At 42.9% G+C, this 21422-nt stretch carries 17 protein-coding genes and 2 pseudogenes; 3 read left to right on the top strand and 16 right to left on the bottom strand.

Features of this window, described 5'->3' with window-relative positions; translation table 11 throughout:
- Positions 1 to 34 precede the first annotated feature (34 nt).
- From ACHA99_RS10275 to ACHA99_RS10265, 3 genes are all read right to left on the bottom strand, one after another.
- On the bottom strand, positions 35 to 3091 hold the full coding sequence (locus tag ACHA99_RS10275) for an AAA family ATPase (protein ID WP_393942556.1): 3057 nt from the start codon (positions 3089 to 3091) through the stop codon (positions 35 to 37).
- Positions 3088 to 4233: an exonuclease SbcCD subunit D gene (locus tag ACHA99_RS10270; RefSeq protein WP_393942554.1), complete on the bottom strand. Its 1146-nt coding sequence runs from the start codon at positions 4231 to 4233 to the stop codon at positions 3088 to 3090. Before ACHA99_RS10270 ends, ACHA99_RS10275 begins: the two co-directional genes overlap by 4 nt.
- A gap of 383 nt (positions 4234 to 4616) precedes the next feature.
- Complete coding sequence (locus ACHA99_RS10265) at positions 4617 to 5390, bottom strand: TSUP family transporter (protein WP_028760428.1); 774 nt, start codon at positions 5388 to 5390, stop codon at positions 4617 to 4619.
- Between the two features lie 156 nt (positions 5391 to 5546).
- On the opposite strand from ACHA99_RS10265, the gene ACHA99_RS10260 reads away from it, so the two are divergent.
- The gene (locus ACHA99_RS10260; protein ID WP_263138193.1) at positions 5547 to 6434 is read left to right on the top strand and encodes a LysR family transcriptional regulator; all 888 of its coding nucleotides are present in this window, start codon (positions 5547 to 5549) and stop codon (positions 6432 to 6434) included.
- Between the two features lie 153 nt (positions 6435 to 6587).
- Here the strand turns inward: ACHA99_RS10260 and ACHA99_RS10255 are convergent, their stop codons facing one another.
- The 5 genes from ACHA99_RS10255 to ACHA99_RS10235 form a co-directional block, all read right to left on the bottom strand.
- The gene (locus ACHA99_RS10255; RefSeq protein WP_105252914.1) at positions 6588 to 6983 is read right to left on the bottom strand and encodes a ribonuclease E inhibitor RraB; all 396 of its coding nucleotides are present in this window, start codon (positions 6981 to 6983) and stop codon (positions 6588 to 6590) included.
- Positions 6984 to 7005: 22 nt separating this feature from the next.
- Positions 7006 to 7236 carry an RNA-binding S4 domain-containing protein gene (locus ACHA99_RS10250; protein WP_028760431.1) on the bottom strand — a complete coding sequence of 77 codons (231 nt, stop codon included), beginning with the start codon at positions 7234 to 7236 and terminating at the stop codon, positions 7006 to 7008.
- Positions 7237 to 7310: 74 nt separating this feature from the next.
- Entirely contained in the window at positions 7311 to 7847 is a 537-nt protein-coding gene (locus tag ACHA99_RS10245; RefSeq protein ID WP_028760432.1) for a GNAT family N-acetyltransferase, read from the bottom strand.
- A gap of 83 nt (positions 7848 to 7930) precedes the next feature.
- Positions 7931 to 8209, bottom strand: coding sequence for a peptidylprolyl isomerase (locus tag ACHA99_RS10240; RefSeq protein WP_028760433.1), 279 nt, complete (start codon positions 8207 to 8209; stop codon positions 7931 to 7933).
- 171 nt (positions 8210 to 8380) lie between these two features.
- Positions 8381 to 10210, bottom strand: coding sequence for a DUF885 family protein (locus ACHA99_RS10235; RefSeq protein ID WP_263171075.1), 1830 nt, complete (start codon positions 10208 to 10210; stop codon positions 8381 to 8383).
- Between the two features lie 79 nt (positions 10211 to 10289).
- Between ACHA99_RS10235 and ACHA99_RS10230 the strand changes: the two genes are divergently transcribed.
- Positions 10290 to 10799, top strand: a complete 510-nt coding sequence (locus ACHA99_RS10230) for a diguanylate cyclase domain-containing protein (RefSeq protein WP_028760435.1) — start codon at positions 10290 to 10292, stop codon at positions 10797 to 10799.
- Between the two features lie 70 nt (positions 10800 to 10869).
- Here the strand turns inward: ACHA99_RS10230 and ACHA99_RS10225 are convergent, their stop codons facing one another.
- From ACHA99_RS10225 to ACHA99_RS10195, 7 genes and pseudogenes are all read right to left on the bottom strand, one after another.
- Positions 10870 to 12117, bottom strand: coding sequence for a tetratricopeptide repeat protein (locus tag ACHA99_RS10225; protein WP_212599897.1), 1248 nt, complete (start codon positions 12115 to 12117; stop codon positions 10870 to 10872).
- Positions 12117 to 12740, bottom strand: a complete 624-nt coding sequence (locus ACHA99_RS10220; protein WP_131524316.1) for an energy transducer TonB — start codon at positions 12738 to 12740, stop codon at positions 12117 to 12119. The genes ACHA99_RS10225 and ACHA99_RS10220 overlap by 1 nt, the downstream gene beginning before the upstream one ends.
- A 1-nt stretch (position 12741) precedes the next feature.
- Complete coding sequence (locus ACHA99_RS10215; RefSeq protein WP_037428129.1) at positions 12742 to 13146, bottom strand: biopolymer transporter ExbD; 405 nt, start codon at positions 13144 to 13146, stop codon at positions 12742 to 12744.
- Positions 13147 to 13159: 13 nt separating this feature from the next.
- Entirely contained in the window at positions 13160 to 13687 is a 528-nt protein-coding gene (locus ACHA99_RS10210) for a MotA/TolQ/ExbB proton channel family protein (RefSeq protein WP_113938836.1), read from the bottom strand.
- Positions 13687 to 15042 (bottom strand): MotA/TolQ/ExbB proton channel family protein, encoded by a 1356-nt coding sequence (locus ACHA99_RS10205; protein WP_263171072.1) that lies wholly within the window; start codon positions 15040 to 15042, stop codon positions 13687 to 13689. Before ACHA99_RS10205 ends, ACHA99_RS10210 begins: the two co-directional genes overlap by 1 nt.
- Positions 15042 to 15824: a DUF3450 domain-containing protein gene (locus ACHA99_RS10200; protein WP_113938838.1), complete on the bottom strand. Its 783-nt coding sequence runs from the start codon at positions 15822 to 15824 to the stop codon at positions 15042 to 15044. The genes ACHA99_RS10205 and ACHA99_RS10200 overlap by 1 nt, the downstream gene beginning before the upstream one ends.
- Positions 15825 to 16480: 656 nt before the next feature.
- Positions 16481 to 17665 (bottom strand): annotated as a pseudogene (locus tag ACHA99_RS10195) (IS3 family transposase).
- A gap of 68 nt (positions 17666 to 17733) precedes the next feature.
- Between ACHA99_RS10195 and ACHA99_RS10190 the strand changes: the two are divergent.
- A pseudogene (locus tag ACHA99_RS10190) lies at positions 17734 to 18458 on the top strand (IS982 family transposase); the annotation flags it as partial.
- A gap of 135 nt (positions 18459 to 18593) precedes the next feature.
- Here ACHA99_RS10190 and ACHA99_RS10185 read toward each other — a convergent pair.
- Positions 18594 to 21389 carry a TonB-dependent receptor gene (locus ACHA99_RS10185; RefSeq protein WP_393942547.1) on the bottom strand — a complete coding sequence of 932 codons (2796 nt, stop codon included), beginning with the start codon at positions 21387 to 21389 and terminating at the stop codon, positions 18594 to 18596.
- Between the last annotated feature and the right edge of the window lie 33 nt (positions 21390 to 21422).

Here is a 21422-nt window from a genome sequence, read left to right as displayed (position 1 = left end):
TTTGTTATTTATCGCACTCTGTGAGAATGAGCAACTAAGGCAAAACTATCGTCATTTCGCTCCCATGTGAGGTTTTATTGATGTCGATGCGGGTATTTATCTGCTCTTTCATTTCCGACACGTGCGAGATCACCCCTATCATGCGGCCAGAGGATTGCAAATCCATCAGGGTCCGAATGGCCAGTTCTAAAGAATCTTGATCTAAACTGCCAAAGCCTTCGTCAATAAATAAGGTATCGAGTTTAATACCACCGGCATAGGCTTGCACCACATCGGATAAACCAAGCGCCATCGATAATGCAGCCATAAAACTTTCACCACCGCTTAAGGTGGCCACAGGACGCACTTTGGAGGTATAAGCATCTTCTACTTCCAATTCGAGCCCAGAAGCTTTGTTACCCTTGGCCCTATCTTCCTTACGTAGTAAACGATAACGCCCTTTGCTCATTAGGTGTAGCCTGTGGCTTGCCTCTAACAACACATCGTCAAGCAGTACGCTTAACACAAAACGTTGCAGACTGATCTTATTACCTGTATTTCCATTAGCGACATCTGCAAGGGTGCCGATAACCGCATATTCATCTTCCAAAACCTTAGCTTTTGCATCGGCAATACTCAGCTGGGTTTGGGTTTGCATCAGTAATACTGTGCGAGTGTGAAGCAACTGCCATGCCTGCTCGGCAGCGTGTAATGCTTGCTGCGCGAACTCAAGCTCAGCAGCCAGCTTAATGCTATCTGGTAGTACTTTATCCTTAAGCTTAAGCGCTAACTGCTCGCACTGTGCCTTGGTCAAAGAACTGCGCTGCTGATAAGCCTCAATCTCGTTGGCTAATGCACGCTGTTGTTCTTCATCCAGCATGGCCTCAAATAAGGCCTGTTGATCGGCAAAACCTGCTGCGACTAATTGCTGATTGAGTTGCTGCTGTGCACGCGTTTGCTGGGCTAATGCCGCCTCAGCAGCATTTTCAGCACCATTAAGTGCCGCTTTAGCCGCAACAAAAGATTGGCCAGTTTGTTGTTGGAGATCCCTAACACTAGTAATCTGTTGCTTAATTTGGCTGATACTTTGCTGATTTTGCGCGATTGCTGCGGTTAAGGCCTCAAGCGTTGCAAGTGCAGATGGAACACTTTGCTGCATGTGCGCTAACTGCCCCTGCAATATATCCACTTTAGATTGCAGTGCACTGTCGTGTGTTTGTCCTTGCTCTAACTTTTGTTGTAGATGCGTTTCCTGTGCGTGCAACAATGCAATCTCTTGCTGTAACAGCTGTAACTGCTGATGGGCTTGCTCCGCTTGAGTGAGTGAGAAAGCGTATTGCGACAAAGTATGTGTATGTTCGTCTAAAGGAATATCAACCGCAGTGCCCAATTGAACCGCGAGATCTTGTGCTTGCTGTTGCAAGGTTTCTAACTGCGTTTGTAGCCCACGATATTCCGCTCTGGCTTTACTCAAGACTTCTTGAGCATTCGTTTCAACCTCTAGTGCTAATTGCAGCGTTTCATCACTTGGGAGTGGCTCTTGGCTTTGTGCTGGCTGTGGATGTGTTTGGCTGCCACAAACGGGGCAAGGTTCATCTTGCTGTAATTGCTGCGCTAAAATAGCAGCCTGTCCTTGGTGCCAAGTTAACAATAAGGCTTTATATGCAACCTGTGCTTGCTGATGCTGAGCACTGAATTGTTGCCCTTTGACTTTAGCCTCAACAAGTTTTGCCTGTGTCGACGATACCCTTGCCGCCACTTGTTGCCATTGCTGATAGGTAGACAATAACTGCTGTTGCTGCTGATGCGCTTGTTGCAATGAGAGGCGAGTTTCGCTGTTGGCCTGTAGTTGCGGCAGAGCAGATTCCAATTCACGGCGTTTTTGGACTACGGTGGTTAACTCATTTTTGCTGTTCTGAAGTTGTGTTTTCGCGCTAATGAGCTGCGCTTGCTCTTGTTCAAGGGTTTTATTAAGCCTATCCAATTCCCTGAGCTGCGGCCCTAAGGCATTCAGTTGCTGTTTGACCTGTTCCTGTTCGAGTAACGACGCTTCCAACACGGGCAAATCAGCGGCCTTAAGCTCTGCGTTATCGAAGGCTTGTTTAGCATTGATTAATGCTGTTTTCGCATGTTCAAGGGAAAGACTTGCCGCCTTGGCTTCCTGCTCACGGGCCACAAACACCTCAAGCATGGGTGCCAAGTGCTGCGCCTGTTTGGCCAAATTCAGTTTATAGGTTTGCGCAGCCATGTTTTCTTGCTGTGCATCAAGCGCTACTGCCATTTGAGTTAAGGCATCAAACTGCGCAAATTCGGCCAATAAATGCTGGGCGGCATCGCTGGTTTTTATCACCCATTGTTGCTGCTGTAATGCTTGTTCTTTCGCACTTTGGGCAGTTTCAAGTTCTAGCGTGAGCTTGGCTAATTCACAGCTAAGCTCGTCATCGGATGCTAAACCCGCACTTTGTAAAATGCCATCACGGCGGCTACGTTGATCTTTCACTAAGGCGCGGATATCTGCAGCCTTACTTTTTAAGGAATCTTCAATACGTCGGTATATATGCGTTTGAAATAGCTGACTAAATATCAGTTCTCTGGCTTTAGAGTCTGCCATTAACAATTCGCGAAATTTTCCCTGCGGCAACACCATCACTTGGCGAAACTGCTCCACATCGAGGCCAGTTAAGGCTTCAATCTCAGCGGTTGCCTCAGAGACTTTGCTCGCTACAAGCAAACTTTCATTACCCTCGGCGTCTATCTTATATAACTGAGCTTCGGGCTTCTGCACCGTTGAGCCGTCACCGCTTTTTTTAACCCTGTCTTGCTCTGGCACACGGCGAATACGATAACTGCTATTACCCAACTGAAAACTAAAAGTGACTTCTGTTAGCAGACTATCATCGGCCATATCGCAGCGCATCTGGCTGCCTTCACGCTCATTACCCGTGGTTTTGCCATAGAGAGCAAAGCAAATACCATCGAGCAAGGTCGTCTTACCCGCACCAGTGGGTCCATTAATCAAAAATAACGGATTAGTGCCTAAGGCCGTAAAATCAAGTTCTTGAGTCGATGCAAAGGGGCCAAAGGCTGACATGGAAAGGCTAAGTGGTCTCATGCTTGGCGCTCCTCATTGTGTAGCTTAGTCAGGAGTTCATCCATCACGGCTTGCTGTGCTTGTGTTAATGACTCGCCGGACACTTGAGAGAAAAAGTCACGGAACATGTCCATCTCGCCTTTTTTGATATGATCTCGGCTCAAGGTGACTTGTTGCTGCCCCGCCATCAGACCAGTCCGCTCTAAATGCAGCACATTAGGGTAAACGGCTCTCAATTTACCCATAGCATCTAAAATGGCATGTTTATCAAGGAGTCTGACCATAAGGTAGTCCTCACGCTTGATATCCGTTTTACCTTGGGCGAGTAATGTGGCTAACTCCCCTTCTAAGATACGGACATCGCGTATCGACGTTAATGGCAATAAACTAATTTTAATCGGCGTTTGCGCGCTAAGTTCGACTAAGGTCACCGACTTATGTTGATGTTGTTCGCTAAAGGAATACTTCAAAATCGATCCTGAGTAGCGCACATGCTCTGCACCTTTGTATTGCGGTCCGTGCAAATGCCCAAGGGCGACATAATCAAACTCAGTAAATAGCGTTGGCGATATTTTATCGGCGCCACCAATGCTCAGTGGCCGCTCAGATTCTGACTCGCTACCACCATCCAAAAAACAATGGCTTATCACCACTTTCGGCAAACCTTGGCTATCGTGCTGGCGTACTTGTTCAAGCAATAGCGTCATTGCGGCCTCATGGCTTGCCGCCTCACACTCAAAAACTTGGCGCACTGTGGCAGGTTCGGCATAGGGCAAGGGATAAAACACCACATCACCGCTTGAACTCGATAAAGTAATGGGATGAATGTCAGCAATCAAAGGCCCAATAATATGTAACCCACTTGCCGCCATTTGTTTTGCTGCAAAACCTAAGCGCTCGTGACCATCGTGATTACCCGCAATCATAATGACTTGCAGGCCTAAATCATGTACTAAGCGGTTAAGCACATCATCTAACAGCGCGACCGCATTCGCAGGCGGAATCGATCTGTCATAAATATCCCCCGCCACAATCACGGCATCCACTTTGTGTTCATCCGCTAGAGCAATAATTTGCTCGAGCACAAAAGCTTGATCATCCAGTAGTGATTGATTGTGTAATTGACGACCTATGTGCCAGTCCGAGGTGTGGATAAATTTCATAATCGCTCTTTTAAAGAAGTGGTGGCGCTAAACCCGAGCGCACATGCCGCCCGTCGATGCAAAATAAGACTGGCAAGATAGACACTGCACTTATATCAATCGGATTAAATATGTACACAATATTTAAAATACACACCAAAACAATAAGAAGCCTAAAAAGTGTATTAAAAATGACAGGTAATACTATTCAAAAAACTTGAAAGAGTACACCTAACTCAAAGTAGGATGAGACGTTTTAAGTCGTCATTTGGCGGATCTTTTGGGTGATATCCACCTCGGCTTAACTTTTGAGCCAAGATGGACGCCACTAAGATACACTCATGCGCAGCTTAAAGAGCGTCTATTGATGAGTGAGTTTTATAAAATGCTTAATATCAAATAGTTTACGAAAATAAATTATATTGGCTCGCCAAAAGTTTAAAACTCATAGCAAGGGACATAGTCACCACCAATGGCTTGATAATCTTTGTACCTTTAGTGACCACGAGACGAGAACCCAAGGTTGCACCAATCGCTTGCCCTGCCAGCATGACTAATCCTAATAACCAAATCACTTTTCCGCCCAAGGCAAAGAAGATCAGCGAAGCAATGTTAGTGGAGAAATTAAGTAGTTTTGCGTGGGCAGTTGCCTTCGCCAAACCAAACCCCGCTAGCGATACAAAGGCCAGCGCAAAAAAGCTCCCAGTACCAGGGCCAAAAAAGCCATCGTATAATCCCACGCCCAATGCTGCAGTAAAGGCAAATGCGGTAGGTGTCAGCACTTGATGTTTATCATCTTCAGAAATCTTTTTCGAAAATAAAAAGTAACAACCAATAGCCAAAATCAAAAAAGGTAACATCAACTCCAGCACTTCAGTATCGACGAGTTGAACTAGAATCGTACCCAATGCCGCACCGATAAATGCACAAATCAAGGCTAACTTAACGGATTTAAGATCAACCAGCCCTTTACGGACAAAGTACAAACTCGCAAAAAAACTGCCGCCACAGGCCTGCAGCTTATTTGTCCCTAAGGCAACCGCAGGCGGCAAGCCTGCCCACATAAGTGCAGGAATGGTCAGCAAGCCTCCGCCACCAGCGATTGAGTCAATAAAACCAGCCACCATAGCGACGGCAAAAAGTATCGCTGCGATTTGTAGAGTCAGTTCAAATTCCATGATGATTTATTATTCTTCTGATAAAAAAGAGAGTGATTGCCGAACATTAGACTGCGTTTGCCAAATAAACGCAAAGGAGTTATTGTCGGCACAGCGTGAGATAAACTCACACAAAACCCCGAGTCCTGTTCTGATTTTCTAGCAGTAGGAAATAAAATGTTTGCCGAACTACCGCCCCTCAATTCTCTCCGTGCCTTCGAAGCCGCAGCACGTTTACAGAGCATGACATTAGCCAGCAAGGAGTTGCATGTCACCCATGGCGCAGTCAGCAAACAAATCAGAGTATTGGAGGATTATTTAGGTTTTGCGCTCTTTGTACGTTTACACAAAAAAGTTGGTTTAACCGATGAAGCCAAACGCTATTTACCCCATGTTCAAGCCGCTCTGCAAACATTATCTAGTGCTACCAGTGACTTGCGCCGTCAGCCCACTAAGCCGCAAACCTTAGCCATCAATGTGCTGCCAAGCTTAACCATCAATTGGCTGATTCCAAGAATGGAGCAGTTTAAATCCCGCCATCCACACTTGTATGTCGACTTATCCATTGGCGACTTTGCCGTGGATTTTAGCCAAGGTCGTTATGATATTGCGATCCGTAGTAGCACAGTCATCCCTAAGGGCGCGAATTATATCAAGCTAATGGATGAGGATTTATGCTTAGTTTGCGCGCCTTCGTTAGCCCCGAAACTCCAGCGTATCGAAGATATTAATCATGTCACTTTACTGAAACACACCACAAGACCAGAACTTTGGGAGTATTGGGCGGAAAAGGTGGATTTAACACTCACCCAAGCACAAACCTTTGGTGTCGAGCATTTTTATATGTTGAGTCAAGCGGCTGCGAGTGGTATGGGCGCAGCACTTATTCCGCGATTCTTCATCGAAGAACAACTGGCAAACGGCAGCTTAGTCATCCCCTTCGACGCCCCCTTTACCAGTCCCTATCGATATTATTTACTCACCCCAAAATCCCCAAGCCTGCCGTTAAAAGCTCAAGCTTTTATCGAATGGTTATTAGAGATTTTTGCGCCCTATCGTCATTAATCTGCATTAAACGTATCTCAGTTCAAGCGAGGCACAATAACGCTATAAATGCCAAACGAGGCTATTGAGATCACTAACTGAGCGCAGAAAAACACCAATAAAAAACCACCCAAAAGGTGGTTTATTAGATTCAAGGCTTAAAGCGCATCAAAATTAGTGATTGCAATGCTCACCGTGAACATGGTCATGGTCATCATCGTCCATAAACTCATCGTCACCGTCTTGATGTTGCATTACGCCCCAACCGTCGGTCATGCCGCCGAATTCGGCAGCAAAATCATTTAGCATGACTTCTTGTTCAACCAATGTATCGTACTCAGGCACCATATTGAGACAAACAATGATTTCCCACTTACCAAGCTCATCATTCAGATTCAGCTCAAGCTCGCCTTCCAAGTCAGAATTTGTTAATTCTTCTAACGCAGTTTCAGCATCGCGTTGGTCATCAAAAACCAAAAAGAAATCAACATCTAACTCTTTAGTTAAATCGATTCCCGCTTCAGCCATTGCGGCCAGCATTTTACCATTGTCATCATCTGGAAATTGCATTTCTTGCTCCACTGTTTCAGGCTTATTCTGCCGCAATGATTTGAACTGATTCACCATTAAAGCTGACGATGTCGCCCGCGATAATTTTTTTACGTTTACGAGTTTCAACTTCACCATTCACAGTGACTTGACCTTCGTCGATAAAATGTTTGGCTTCACCACCCGCATTGCTCATGCCTTGCACTTTTAATACTTTGTACAATTCAATGAAATCTTCGCCAGAATGCAAAGCCAATTGATTAATTTGCGCCACTTAATACACGCCTTCTAAAAATAAACCTGCGGCATTATACCAGCACAGTACAAAATTCGCTGAAGATAATTTGGCTAGAGACGTCTTTCATCGGCGAGTAGGCCAAAGGCTGATTCATCGAGCCAGTTTTCACCTATTTTGAATTGCTGCCTGAGTAAACCTTCAAGCCGAAAGCCACACTTTTCGAGTACTCGTGCCGATGCGTGATTATCTTTAGCACAATGCCCAACAAATTTATGTACATTAAAACTTAAACAGGCCCAATCAATGACCGCCATTAAACTCTCAGTCGCATAACCTTTACCGTGCCCCTCGGCCGCCAGTAAATAACCCACTTCGGCACGCTGTTCCTCGAAACTTTGACAATAGAGGCCCGTTAAACCGATAAACTGCCCAGTATCAACGGTCTCAATCACTAAGGTCAGCCAATCGCCAGAACCGTAGAACCAAGTATCGGAACGCTGCTGAAACTTACTGCGGATCACCTCTTGCGACTCTGGAACGCGTACAAAACGATTAATCTCAGGATCGTTATGCAGTGCATAAAAATGTTCCCAATCACTATCTTGTAAGCTCCTGAGTTTCAATCTATCAGTGTAGAGTTCCAGCATAGTGACTCCGTGATGAGCATATAAAACAAAACGGCAGCAAACGCTGCCGTATCAAACAAGCTGTATTAGATAAGCGGCAAAACTTACGCGCGGCTGGTCACTTCAAGTAAATGAAAGCCAAATTGCGTTTTCACGGGGCCTTGTACTTCGTTTAATGGTGCACTAAAAACAACTTCATCAAACTCTCTGACCATCATGCCAGGACCAAATGACCCCAATTCGCCGCCTTGGGCACCTGATGGGCAAGAAGAGTGTGCGCGAGCAATTTGAGCAAAATCTGCGCCTTCCATTATTTGCTGTTTCAGCGCTTGACACTGCTCTTCACTGCTAACTAACAAATGTCTTGCTGTTGCCTGGACCATAGTAAAACTCCTGTAAGGATCATGAGACATTTGCCCCAAATATCATTGAGTTCCCACTAAAACATTCGTTTTAACAGGTTTTGAATCAACAGTATAAAAACTTTCTGTTGAATAAAAAAGTCTTAAAATGCCGTCACTGACAACAAAGTCAAGTAACGGCACCTTACACAGCTAAGCTTGTTTCGACGCAATCCAACGATCGATCTTGTTTTCCATGACCGCCATGGGTAATGAACCTGAGGTGAGGATTTGATCGTGGAATGCTTTTAAATCAAATTTATCACCCAAGGCTTTTTCTGCGCGGGCACGCAGTGCCAAAATCTTCAACTGACCGACCTTGTAAGACAAAGCTTGACCAGGGATCGCCATATAGCGCTCCACTTCAGCGACTATGTCACTCTCAGCCATAGGCGAGTTGTCTTTCATGTACTGAATCGCCTGTTCACGACTCCAACCTTTAGAATGAAGGCCAGTATCAACCACTAAGCGCATTGCACGCAGCATTTCATCGGAAAGCTTACCAAAATACTGGTAAGGATCGGTAAATAGCCCCATCTCAATACCTAAGTATTCAGCATAAAGTGCCCAACCTTCCTCGAAAGCGGTATAACCGCTAAAACGCTGAAACTCAGGCACACCGGTCAGCTCTTGTTTGATCGCGATTTGGAAGTGATGCCCAGGAGCGGCCTCGTGCAAAGATAAAGTCGTCATCCCCCACTTAGGCTGTGCTTTGAGGTTATAAGTGTTGATATAAAACACCCCTGGACGGCTGCCATCCACCGCTGGCGCTTCATAAGAGGCTCCCGCTGCTGATTGTTCTCTAAAACTTTCAACCGGCTTAACCACGTAATCAGCCTTTGGCATCACATTAAAGTAGTTAGGTAAGACATGATTGATTTTATCTTTCAACACCATATAACCATCAATCAAACCTTGGCGATCGCTATAGAAATACTGCGGCTCTGAAGATAAAGACGCAAAAAACGCCTTCAAATCGCCCTTAAAACCGACCTGCTCACGCACCTTATCCATCTCAGATAAAATTCGCGCCACTTCACTTAAACCAATTTGATGAATTTCATCCACAGACATAGTGGTGGTCGTATGTGAGTTCGCCAGATGCTGATACCAAGCTTTACCGTTAGGCAAACCTGACCAACCATCAGTCGCCCGCGATTTAGGTAAATAGGTTTGCTTAAAATAATCGCGTAAGTTCGTTAACGCTGGCACGATACGTTCGGCTATCATGGCTTGATAACGGGTGGTCAATTCCGCTTTATCTTGCTCTGAAAAACTCTCGGGGAAATGCTGGATTGGCGAGTAAAAAATACTCTGAGTCGCATCCGTCGTTAACATAGCATCTAACTGAGGAATAATGCGCTCTACCAACACTCGAGGTAGTACCACTTTACTTTCAATACCTTGATTCATACGATTTTCAGCAAGTGCGACCCACTTGATGAAACCATCGACTCTCTGTTCCCAATTACGATAATCTTGGACAGTCTTAAAAGGTTGTGCACTTTCGCCACTTCCCAGCTGCACCATAGTAATGACAGTGCTATAGAACTGGCTTATCGGCATAAAGCGTGAAGGGAAAGTTTCGTCTACTAACGCCATATCACGGTCATAGACGAACAGGTCATAACTCAACTGTAGATCCGCAGGCAGTTGCTTTGGATCTATCGCACGCACCTGAGCTAAATAGTGAGTGTTAAGATCATGACGAGCCTTAAGGTAATCCTCAGTTAAATCTCCGCCGAAATCGGCGTTATAGTCATTAACTCCGACAAAAGTGGCGTAGATGGGCTCAAGCTTTAGGTAATCTTTAAAATAAGCATCCACAAGCGCTAAGTAACGCTGCTCTGCCGTTTGTGTTTCGCCCTGCACTGCTGGCGTATTGGCCGAGCTATTTTCTTGAACTGCAGTGACTTCAGGTTTAGAACAACCTTGAAGGGTGAAGATTAACGCTATCGAACCTGCCAATAAACCCAATTTCATTTTAATATTTCTCCTTTTTGGCCCGCTATTGCAGAACTGTTTCTATACTTAGTTCAAGGTCTGCTATCGGAGTTAATCTATGATCTACTCGTTCCGCAACTCAGGTTTCAGGGATCCAGAAACTGGAGTCTATAACCAAACCTATTTCATGGAAGTATTCAACCGAGAATGGCATCGTCACATGAGAGACCACCAAAGCTTGGCACTATTGTATCTGTGCCCTCACATTCATGAAACCGTCAAACAACCCCATTTACTCGAATTCTTTACCAAACAAGTGCAAGAAGCGCTATTAAGAGCAACAGATATGATAGCTAGGCTAGATCACAATCACTTTGCACTGGGTTTATTCAACATAGATGAAGTGGGGACGGAAGTAGTGTTAAAGCGAATAGAACAGCAAATATCTGACTTTAACCAAGATTTTGGTAAACATCATAAACTGACAATCGACTATAAACTGGCTGCCTGTATTTGCCTACCTACACAGGAAAGTAAAATAGAGTCACTCTTCAGTAATGTCAGCCAACTTTCACAACAACTTGAAAAAAATCATGATCAATCCCAAGCCTTAATCCGCTTACAGTAAATAGGCTTATTGATACCAAAGAAAAAGCCCCTTGCGGGGCTTTCGATTCAAACACTAAACTGCGAAGTAATTACAGCGTGATATTATGCATACGTGCTTTCTCTTTAATATAAGAGATATAGCTATTTGCACTCTTCTGTGTCTTCTTATCATTCGCAGCTAATACTGCACGGTTATAAGCCGACTTATACTGTTTCAAACTTAAATGAGCCAAAGCTAATTCAAAGTTTGCTTCACCAGGATGATCAATACCCATTGATATGGCTTTTTCAAGCACAGGGATCGCAGCTGTATATTGTTCATTCAAGTTTAATAAGCGACCTTGTTTCAAGTAAGTCTTGCCATCATTGGTGATGGCTGCAGCTTTACCGTAATACTCAGCAGCTTGCTTAAACTCTTTCGCATTTTGATAGAAACCCGCCAAAATCTCTAAAGACTTAGCGTCCTCAGCGATCATGCCTGATTTCATATGTTTCTGATAAATTTTAGCGGCTTGATAAGGAGCACCTTTTTGTGCCATTAACTGCGCTAAACGCGTAATGTTGCCCGCGCTATCTAAGAAACCATTTCTATAAGCCAAATCGTAAGTTGCAAGAGACTTGTCATAGTCTTCAACCATCAAATAAAACTGTGCTAATTGAACCCACAATCTGCCATCATCCGGGAATAAAGGCACCATGACTTCTAACACGCCAACAGCTTTCTTGTACTTCTTCTGATTGAAGTAAGCAGTCAGTTTCATTTGATACAGACCTTTATCAGGAGCTTCAGCTAATGAAAGACCTTTGTCGGCCACTTCAATCACTTTATCCCACTGCTTAAGTTCTGAATGCGCAATACCAATACGGCGATACATTTGAGAATCGGATTTACAAGTAAATTCCATCCACTTGTAATAATAAGGAATCGCTTCCTTAAACTTTTTCTCTTGTAATAGCAAATCAGCATAAAGACGCATAGTTGCAGCATGATCTGTACCACCTAAAATATCAGCTTCAACAGCTTGTTTTAGGTACTTGATCGCGGTATCCATTTTGCCTTTCTCGGCATAAAAGTTACCCAACATACGTGCAACATAGGCTTTATCGAAGTCGTTCTTGGCATTTGCCTCTAGCAAAATAGCAATAGCTTCATCGACCTGACCATTGGTATAAGCTTCAAATGACTTCTGAACTTTCTTCGCCGCACCTTCGCCCACGGCTTTAGATTGACGTTTGTCGATAGCACACTTTTCTTCTGCGACTGCAGATGAAAGAGTTAATGAACCTCCACAAACAGAAAGCAATAATAGAACTGCGATTTTATTAACATTACGCATTATTGGTTGCCTCCTTTATCTAAGGTGAAGTCTAGTTGTACTGTCATACCAGGTTGTTTCAATGGCTTGCCATCAACAATCTTAGGCTTGTACTTCCACTTCTTCAGTGCACGAATAGCTTCTTTATCAAATAAGCGTTTTGGTTCTGCTTGAATAACTTCAACGTCGTCGATACCACCGAGTTCGTTAATGGTAAAACGAAGTTGTACCCAACCTTCTTTACCATCACGCGCCGCAGCAATTGGATACTGAGGTTCGATACGAACGATAGGTGTAGCATCACCATCGCGAGTCATCATATTGCCTAATTTAAAACCGGTACTTGGACCTCCAGCTTCTACACCACCCATATTGAACGACATTGCTGTGTCAATATTGCTCGAAGATTCTGGCGGCGTTGCCTCAGGCTTCTGTGGCTGTTCTGGCGGTGGTGGCGGCTTAGGCACTACCCTTGGCTTATTCTGTGCTTTTGAATCCTGTCTATCCATAGTGATTTCAATTACAGGGGTCTCGGCCGATGTTTCGCCGCGCTGTGCGCCGCCACCGACCAAGAACGCCATAAAAGCGAACAGACCAAAAGTCACAGCAGCACCAATAATGATCGATACTAGTGCTCTTAGCATATTAATCGTTCCCCGCAGATACCGAAATTTTATCTATACCAGCCGCTTTGACTTGGTCTAGAACTTTAACAACTAAGCCGTGCATTGCGTCTTTATCAGCCTGAATCAATACCGCAGCTTCAGGAGCTTCAGCCAGCATGCGCTCAACGTTTGCCGTTACACGTTCGATATCAACCTGACGGTTTTCCATCATGATCACGCCTGTTTTACTGACGCCGATAAAGATGTTAGCCGAAGGCTTTGAAGTCGCTTGCGAAGCTTTTGGTTTGTTATAATCCAAACCAGAAGGTTTCACAAATGACGTTGTTACAATGAAGAAGATCAACATGATAAACACGATGTCGAGCATCGGTGTCATATCAATTTGCGCTTCCTCGTCTACACTGGAATGCTTTTTACGTGCCATGTTCAATCTCTCTCTAGTGGTGCGGCATGCTGTCTTTTAGCTTTTCTAAACTGATTTTCATTTTTACATCCAGACGAGTACTAAAGAATACTCCCGATAATGCTGCAACCATCCCCGCCATCGTGGGCATAGTCGCCATTGAAATACCAGCCGCCATTAAACGAGCATTACTCGTCCCCTGAACTGCCATCACATCAAACACTGAAATCATACCGGTTACGGTACCTAACAAACCTATCATAGGACAAATAGCTACTAAGGTTTTAATCATCAGCATACGTGCATTCAAATCTTGCTTCGCTTGGGACAGCCAAGCTTCACGGATACGGTGTGCGTACCAAGAGGTTGTTTCCTCTCTAGCATCCCACGCAGATATGATAGCTTTATGTTGCTTTGGTGATATCCAATTAAGATACCAATAACGCTCAAGCATCAATACCCACATGAAGAACAATACAAACGCAACCAACCAAAGGACGTTTCCTCCAGCGGCCATGAAGCCCCTGACGGAATCCCATATGTCCATCAGGTATAGCATCATTAGTTAGCCCTCTTCTCAGCATGTGCTGCGATAATGCCCGCACTTTGCTCTTCCAAAATTTGGGTGATTGATTTGCTACGCGCAACGAGTATTGCATGTAGTAACATCAGTGGCAGAGCTGCAACCAGACCTTGTACTGTAGTAACCAGAGCCATAGAGATACCACCCGCCATCAGTTTAGGATCGCCAGTACCGAACAGTTGGATACTTTGGAAGGTCGCAATCATACCAGTTACTGTACCTAGCAGACCTAACATTGGGCCGATAGCTGCAATGACTTTCAAAATTGAAATTCGAGCTTCTAATGCAGGCGTTTCTTTCAGAATAGCTTCATCCAGCTTCAACTCTAATGTTTCAACATCAACATCTTTGTTTTCATGGTAAACCTTCAAGATACGACCAAGGGCATTGTTACCTGGGTTATCAACATTCTTAGCTTGGCGTTTAACTTTTGCACCGATAGCTGCCAGCACAATGAAACGCTCAACCGCAATTAATAAACCAATAGCAAGTAATATCAGAATAATATAACCAATGGTACCGCCTGACTCGATACGATCTTCCATGCTAGCTTTGTTCGTAAAGATGTTTAACAGTACGCCACGTGCAGGGTCGATATAGAAAGGTGATGTACCAGAAGCCGTTTCTTCCCATTTTGCAACAGCGCTAACTTGATAGCCTTCAGGTTGTTGAGATAACTGCTGAATTAAACCTAATTCAGGGTTATATACAACGTATTTACCGTCAGCCGTTAAGTTATAAGCACCAATACGATGAATAGTCGTCGTTTTCACGTTACCATCAATTTCGGTAACAGAACCTTCAAACTTAACCACTTTGCCAGATTGCGCCATTTCAAATAGCTGCTCTTGCCAAAATTGTTCTAACTCTTCAATTTTTGGCAATTGCTTACGGGCACCTAAATCAGCGATGAATTTATCGCGATTTGGGAATTGAGCACTGATGTTTGAGCTTGCCAGTTTACCAGCGAAATCACCGGCTTCACCTTTAACTACACCAAACATTTCACCCAAGTCACCTTGAGCCGTTTTTAGATCCTCTTCTAACTGAGCAATTTTACGCTCGTTATCTAAGAACGCTTGGTTTAAATCTTTACCACGTTGCTTTTCAGCAGCTAAAGCATCTTTTTCACGCTTTAATAATGCAGCTTTGTCGCCACGTTCTGCTTGGAATTCTTGCTCACGCTTACTGTTGACTTTACCTTCTGCAGCGCGTTCAACTTTAACTTGTTGCAATAATTGGTCAATTGACTTAGGCGCATCAGCAGCGCTCGCCATACCAGCAGTTAAAGAGAAACTTGCAGCCAACACAGCTGTAGTAATTAACTTCTTCATTATTGTGCAGTCTCCGCAGCAGGAATTGGTAACGCGAATAGATCTAGAGCGCCTTGTTTACGGGCAATGCGGATACCTTTGGTCAGTTCACGCAAATAGCTGTCATCTAACTTATCCCAACCCTTAGATTCTGGGTTGTACATCCAGCCAGTCTTTTGATCTAAACTCTGTGCATAAAGAGCAACACGACCTAAGTTAAAGAAGTCAACCAACACTTCTTTACCATCTAGGTTTAACTTACCTTGGTTAACAGCAACAGCACTACCGTATTCACGCTCAATACTATAAGCATCAAGAATTAGACGGTATTTTTCTGCTAGTGTGACTTCGGCAGTATTAAGAAGTTTTTTCAGTTCATTAACACGATTAGTGCGTATTTCAGAATTAAAAGGTAAATCTAATTGAACAAACTGTTCTAATGACTCAACCATTTTAAACATTAATGGCACAACACCTTGGCGAAGTTTATCAACACCATTGATGTCACCCTGCACTGAATCCATTGTCTTTTGTTGATCAGCGACTAAGCTTGCAACGTAATCGTTATATGATTTTAGTGATTCGCGCTCATCTGCGACAGAACCATACTCAAAAAGCATGTCTTGTGCTTGATCGAAATACTTATCAACGTTCTTTTGCGACGCAGCAGCATCAGCATGGATCATACTATCCGCTTTCTGCACGTCGGTAAGAGGATCTGCAACTACTAAGTTGCTGCTCGCTAATGCCAGCACGCCAACAAGTGCAGTAGCGATTTTTGTTCTATTGCTTACCTTGGACATAGTTCCCAACCAATTTGAAGTGAATAAAAAGGTTTAACTTACCAGCAACATAACGACAAGGGATAAATACTTGCCGAAAAAATTTCTGTAAGTTCGTCTTTCTCTTGTGATTCTTAGTTTTTTCTTCCCTTTCCTACGCCCTTACAGGCATAGACCCGCTGGCATCATTTCACAAAATGTTGACCTGTGTCAACATTTCAGACGACTAAAAACTAGTGTAAAGAAGCGCTAATAATGAAATTTTTTACGAAAGGTGTTTTTTTAGACAAAAATGAATCTTTAGGGTTATTACTTTTTGTTCCAAAAAATAATAAATTAATTTAAAACCTATAAAATCATAACGATAGCTAACGACCAACTTTGTGTATCCTGTTTATTAAAATTAACATTTTTTAACATAATGGCGACTCAAGTAGATGCTCTTTACTCATATCCTACTCCTCTCAATAAAAAATTTACTTAAGGATTAGGATTGAAACAGTATTAAAGAAATCGAAGACCCCGTTTTTTCGAGAAATGTTAATAGTTGAAGAATTTAGAGGAAGCATTCATTAATTTGACTCATCCGAACTGCGGATAAAAGCGAACAAAAACCAATCACAATTTGATTATTTGTCGAAATGCATTAACAAATAGATAAGACTAACCTGTACTGGTCAACCCAGATTGGACACTTTTACTTGAGAATTCTCAAACTCTACAGGTGACAGATCGTCATTAGCAAAATGAAGCCGCTCCAAGTTATAATATTTCATGTAAGCCGTCACATCTTGCTTCATAAACTCCCTTGTTGGTTGATTAACTTTAAAAATCCAATCGTGTTTCAAGCTATCAAAGAAACGCTCAACAACGGCATTATCCCAACACGCACCCACATCACCCATGCTGGCTCGGATACCATAGCTCAATAGCAGCTTACCGAATTGCTTACTGGTATATTGCGAGCCTCGCTCACTGTGAAATACCAACCCTCTGGCCAGTTGGCGTAGGTTGTAGGCTTTCATTAATGCCTTAGATATCAAATCCGAGGTCATGCGTTTGTCTATGTGCCATCCCACAATCCTGCGTGAATATAAATCCATCACCACTGCCAAATACATCCAGCCTTCACCCGTCTTTAAATAGGTCACGTCACCCGCTCAAACCTGATTAGCCGATACTGGTTTAAAGTTCATGTTTAACAGGTTATCAGCCACTGCATCTGAGTGTTTTCGTTGTGTCGTCGCCTTGTAAGCACGTCGCTGGCTTGCTTTGAGTCTAAGGCGGTGCATAATTTTACGAACGAGATAGTGACCAACCTAGTAGCCTTCCTTGCGCAATTTCTTCACCATTTCACGATTCCCTAAGCTGCCTCGACTTTGCTTAAATAGCTGTCGAACAAGGCGATAAAGCTTCAGTGTTTCAAGGCTTATCACGTTTGCAGGGCGCTTATGCCAATCGTAATAGCCTGATTTACTTACACTCATTACTCGACATAACAGTACTATGGGAAAAAGGTGAGATTGCAGTTTGATGAAACGAAATCTTACTTCATTTCTCTCGCAAAGAAGGCGCTGGCCTCGGCGTGCCCCTTGGGTATTTTTAGAATTTCTTTCTCCATTCGTAATTCTTTGTTTTCTTTACGTAATCGCTTTAGCTCATCACGCTCAGACTCTTCTAAGGTGATGCATTGTTTTAGAGCTTCTTAGGGCTTCGTGTTTTTCCTTCCAGTTGTAAAGCAGGCTCACGCTAACTCCAAGAGACTTTGCCGCATCGGCACTATAACCTTGTTCTAACACCATCAAGACGGCTTCATCTTTAAATACCTGCGGATAACTCTTATGTGATTTCTTCAGACTCATATAGACCTCTTAATTTATTGACCATACTGTCTCAAAATTAAGTGTCCGATGGGATTAGATCAGAACACCACCACCGTGATTTCAAGAACTTCTTCATCGGCTATCTGGCTCATTTCTACAAATCCGCTTTTCCTAATTTACTCAGCTATGCCCGCTTTCTTAAGGTGATGCCCAACGCTTTAGTGCCGCTTTGCAGCTACTTTGCCAGCCTCAAGAGTGACCCCACTGGTATCGAATTTGTTGATTCAACTAGCATCAAAGTGTGTCATAACCTACATATTCATCGCCATAAAACCTTGGCGGGACTGGCGTGCAGAGGTAAAGGCACTATGGGGTGGTTCTATGGCTTTAAGCTGCATTTGATTGTGAATCATCAAGGCGGAATAGTGGCGGCCAAAGTGACCCCTGCGAATGTACATGATACACAACCTATGAACGAGATGGTGCGAAGTGATATGAATAAACTCTATGCAGATAAAGGAGATATCAGTAAAGTGCTGTCCAGTGAATTGCAGGAGAAAGGCGTGAAGTTGATGACGAACGTGCGTAAGAATATGAAAGCGAAGGCGATGTCATTGTGGGATAGAGCGATGCTGTCGAGACGTTTTATCATAGAAACCATCAACTGCTAGTTAAAAAATATATCACAAATAGAGCAATCCAGACACCGCAGCGAGCATGGATTTATGCTCAATATAATTGTGGACTTATCGCCAATCAATTGAAAGACAATAAACCACAACTGAACATCACTAACGCGGAGTTTAATGCTATTGCAGTTATGATTTGTTAAACCGAACTCAGGTTTTTAATGTTTGGTAAAAAATACTGATTATTACGTAATAATTACATACCATCAAAAAAAATGACAAACCCGTTAATTTGGATTTGTCATTTTATTTTCAATAAGTTATAAATTTTTAGCTTTCTAGAACTTGTAATCTACTGAAACATAGAAAGTACGTCCTAATGAATCAGTATATCTTGGATCATAGCCAACTTGGTGACCTGCACCACTAGAACGTAAAGATAATGGCGGAGCCACGTCAAACAAGTTATTGATACCAAATGACAGTTTTAAATCGTCAATAATAGTGTATTGAGATTGAAAATTTACCGTTGTATAAGACGGTACCGCTAACTGGATTAATTTATCTTCGCCCGTAATACTTCCTTCGCGAACATAGTTCTCTTGGTCTGCATAACCTGAACGATAACGAATTGTAACTGAGTTATCAAAATCACCAGTTTTCAGAGTACTAACAAACTGTGCTGTTGTACGGAAGACGACTGCGTCATCATCGCCAAATCGACCTAAGCTAGAAATCCAATCACTATCTGTTCCTGGACGGGTATATTCGCTATCAGTAATGTAAGTTCCTGATAATGTGTTATTCAAACGACCGAATGAAAGGTCATGTCCTAATGTTAAATTCCAGTCATAACCAGCATTTTTGGATTTACCGACGTTAATATCTGAGTAAACAATTGCAATCTCCTCTTCACCTGTTCCTTTGTTTAACTTAGTTGTAAACAAATCTCTATAACGAGTAGGATCTGACATAATTTGAGATTCAGTCACACTTGTGACCATATCACTTAATTCAATATTCCAGTAATCTAATGAGAAACTGAAATCAGAATCAGGAGCATATACAAAACCAACAGAATACTGTTTAGAAGTCTCAGGCTTTAATTTAGCATTACCTTCACTAAATGCTTCATACTGCTGTGCACTTGTAGGGCATAGTGTTGCTAGAGGATCTGATGTTCCCGCGAAAGGACAATCATACGAACCACTTGTTACGCCAAAATCAACTCTAGGGTTAGCAATTGACAACATTGAAGGTACTTTGAAACCGGTTCCAGTTGAAGCTCTTAATAAAAGATCTTCTGTTGCCTGATATCGTAAAGATATTTTATAAGTAACAGCACTTTCAGAATCATTTACTGTACTTGAACCAGGAATAGCAACTCCAGCAGCATCATAAGCAAAATCATTGGTTATAGCGCCAACATTATCATAACGTAGTGAGCCTGTAAGCTCTAAGTCAGTAATAACAGGAACAATTAACTCTACGAATGCACCATAGCTATCACGCGCTAAATCATATTCAGTACCAGTATTAGAACCCAATAACAAATCTTGCTTATTTGCTTCTGCTATTGAAGACACATAATGAGTATTACGGAACTCTGCACCAGTACCTAAATATGCAGTACCTGCAGATGTTTCAAAAACAGGCATAGAAGCTTTAGCATCTAACGCTTTTACTTCTGTTGTATCATTACTCCAGTTGCCATTAAATTGTGTCTGACTAAGCAGATCTTTACCTTCTTGACTTATTTGATCTGGTGTTGCAAAAATATCTACTTTACCCGTTCCCATCAGTGTCATAAATTCATCAAAAAGAGGGTATCCACCAGCCACATTTTCATCAGTATCATTTTTAGAGTAAGTAAAAGCAGCTGAATAATCAATTTCACCCGCGAGCCCCTCAATGCCCGTCACTAAATGCGTAGACTTTGTATTCCATTCAGTTGCACGCCCCCCAAGTGGTAATGCTCGCCACTGTGCATCTACCCGTACTAAATTATCACGTTGGGCTTGAGTCAAATTTGGAGTAACCCATTTATCAACTAACGGCGAATCTGTGGGTATGGTAAAGAAGCCTGTTGCATTGGGTGCAATACGAGTTGTTTGAGAAAAATCTGAATACATCATATTTGCAAAGAGCTTGATGTCATCAGTTAAGGCAAAATCAGCACCTAGAATTACAGAGTCACGAGAGCTTTCTGGCAAAATTTCAACTGTTGTAGTGTAGTCAAATTGACATAAGTCCCCAACTTGGAAATTGTCAGGAGCACAATCGCCATTTGTTTTCAAATATGGGTTGAAAACAACGTTCTTTCTTACACCATTCTCCATGTAGTAGGCTCTAGCGTTACCAGGAATAGCATTTGGAGAACCCTTAACGTAATAATATTCCTGATTATTACGATTAAAATTAATAATACCAGTCTTAGCAAAATCACGATCGGTTGCTTTTAGTTGCTCTTGCTCATCATGCCCAACAGAGAATAAAATGTTAAAGCCATCTTTTTCATAATCACCAAAGCCACCAGTGAATGAAAGATTACTGCTAGTACCACCTGATTCCTGTGGTTTATTGTAACGAGCTGCTACGTTAAAACCTTGAAGATCTTTTTTGGTAATAAAGTTAACAACCCCTGCAATAGCATCTGAACCATACAACGCAGAAGCACCATCAGTTAATACCTCAACACGCTCAATTGCAGCTAAAGGAATACTATTTAAATCAATTGTTGAACCCGAACCGCGGGGCGCCATTCTGCGCCCATTCATCAATACTAGTGTGTAACTAGCACCTAAACCACGTAAGGAAGCCGATTTGACACCACCACCACCACCACCAACAGAATCTGCGTCAGTTGTAAATCCTTGCATTGATGGTAAAGATTGAACTAAATCACCAGCGCTAGTCAGGCCAGTTCTATCAATATCCTCTCTTGAAATTACAGTAATAGGCAGTGAACCTTCCATATCAGTGCGCTTGATACTTGAACCAGTAACCTCAATACGCTCGATCTTCTCTCCCTGCGCCTCTGCAGAAATAGCCGGTACTGATGTAAATGCTAACGCAGCAACTCCACCAACAAGAGCCAAACGTACTGAGCTTGCTAAAAAATTATTCTTATACATTGTCTATCTCCCTTGATAAATCATGTTTTTCTT

It is taken from the genome of Shewanella sp. S23-S33 (genome assembly GCF_043359565.1).
In the GTDB taxonomy this organism is placed as follows: Bacteria; Pseudomonadota; Gammaproteobacteria; order Enterobacterales; family Shewanellaceae; genus Shewanella; species Shewanella oncorhynchi.
This window is presented reverse-complemented; position numbering and strand designations above follow the sequence as displayed.

What these genes read in the sequence shown, in the direction of transcription:
- ACHA99_RS10275 (WP_393942556.1), bottom strand. Translation starts at nt 3,091, where the DNA reads ATGAGACCACTTAGCCTTTCCATGTCAGCCTTTGGCCCCTTTGCATCG.
- ACHA99_RS10270 (WP_393942554.1), bottom strand. Translation starts at nt 4,233, where the DNA reads ATGAAATTTATCCACACCTCGGACTGGCACATAGGTCGTCAATTACAC.
- ACHA99_RS10265 (WP_028760428.1), bottom strand. Translation starts at nt 5,390, where the DNA reads ATGGAATTTGAACTGACTCTACAAATCGCAGCGATACTTTTTGCCGTC.
- ACHA99_RS10260 (WP_263138193.1), top strand. Translation starts at nt 5,547, where the DNA reads ATGTTTGCCGAACTACCGCCCCTCAATTCTCTCCGTGCCTTCGAAGCC.
- ACHA99_RS10255 (WP_105252914.1), bottom strand. Translation starts at nt 6,983, where the DNA reads ATGCAATTTCCAGATGATGACAATGGTAAAATGCTGGCCGCAATGGCT.
- ACHA99_RS10245 (WP_028760432.1), bottom strand. Translation starts at nt 7,847, where the DNA reads ATGCTGGAACTCTACACTGATAGATTGAAACTCAGGAGCTTACAAGAT.
- ACHA99_RS10240 (WP_028760433.1), bottom strand. Translation starts at nt 8,209, where the DNA reads ATGGTCCAGGCAACAGCAAGACATTTGTTAGTTAGCAGTGAAGAGCAG.
- ACHA99_RS10235 (WP_263171075.1), bottom strand. Translation starts at nt 10,210, where the DNA reads ATGAAATTGGGTTTATTGGCAGGTTCGATAGCGTTAATCTTCACCCTT.
- ACHA99_RS10230 (WP_028760435.1), top strand. Translation starts at nt 10,290, where the DNA reads ATGATCTACTCGTTCCGCAACTCAGGTTTCAGGGATCCAGAAACTGGA.
- ACHA99_RS10225 (WP_212599897.1), bottom strand. Translation starts at nt 12,117, where the DNA reads ATGCGTAATGTTAATAAAATCGCAGTTCTATTATTGCTTTCTGTTTGT.
- ACHA99_RS10220 (WP_131524316.1), bottom strand. Translation starts at nt 12,740, where the DNA reads ATGCTAAGAGCACTAGTATCGATCATTATTGGTGCTGCTGTGACTTTT.
- ACHA99_RS10215 (WP_037428129.1), bottom strand. Translation starts at nt 13,146, where the DNA reads ATGGCACGTAAAAAGCATTCCAGTGTAGACGAGGAAGCGCAAATTGAT.
- ACHA99_RS10210 (WP_113938836.1), bottom strand. Translation starts at nt 13,687, where the DNA reads ATGATGCTATACCTGATGGACATATGGGATTCCGTCAGGGGCTTCATG.
- ACHA99_RS10205 (WP_263171072.1), bottom strand. Translation starts at nt 15,042, where the DNA reads ATGAAGAAGTTAATTACTACAGCTGTGTTGGCTGCAAGTTTCTCTTTA.
- ACHA99_RS10200 (WP_113938838.1), bottom strand. Translation starts at nt 15,824, where the DNA reads ATGTCCAAGGTAAGCAATAGAACAAAAATCGCTACTGCACTTGTTGGC.
- ACHA99_RS10185 (WP_393942547.1), bottom strand. Translation starts at nt 21,389, where the DNA reads ATGTATAAGAATAATTTTTTAGCAAGCTCAGTACGTTTGGCTCTTGTT.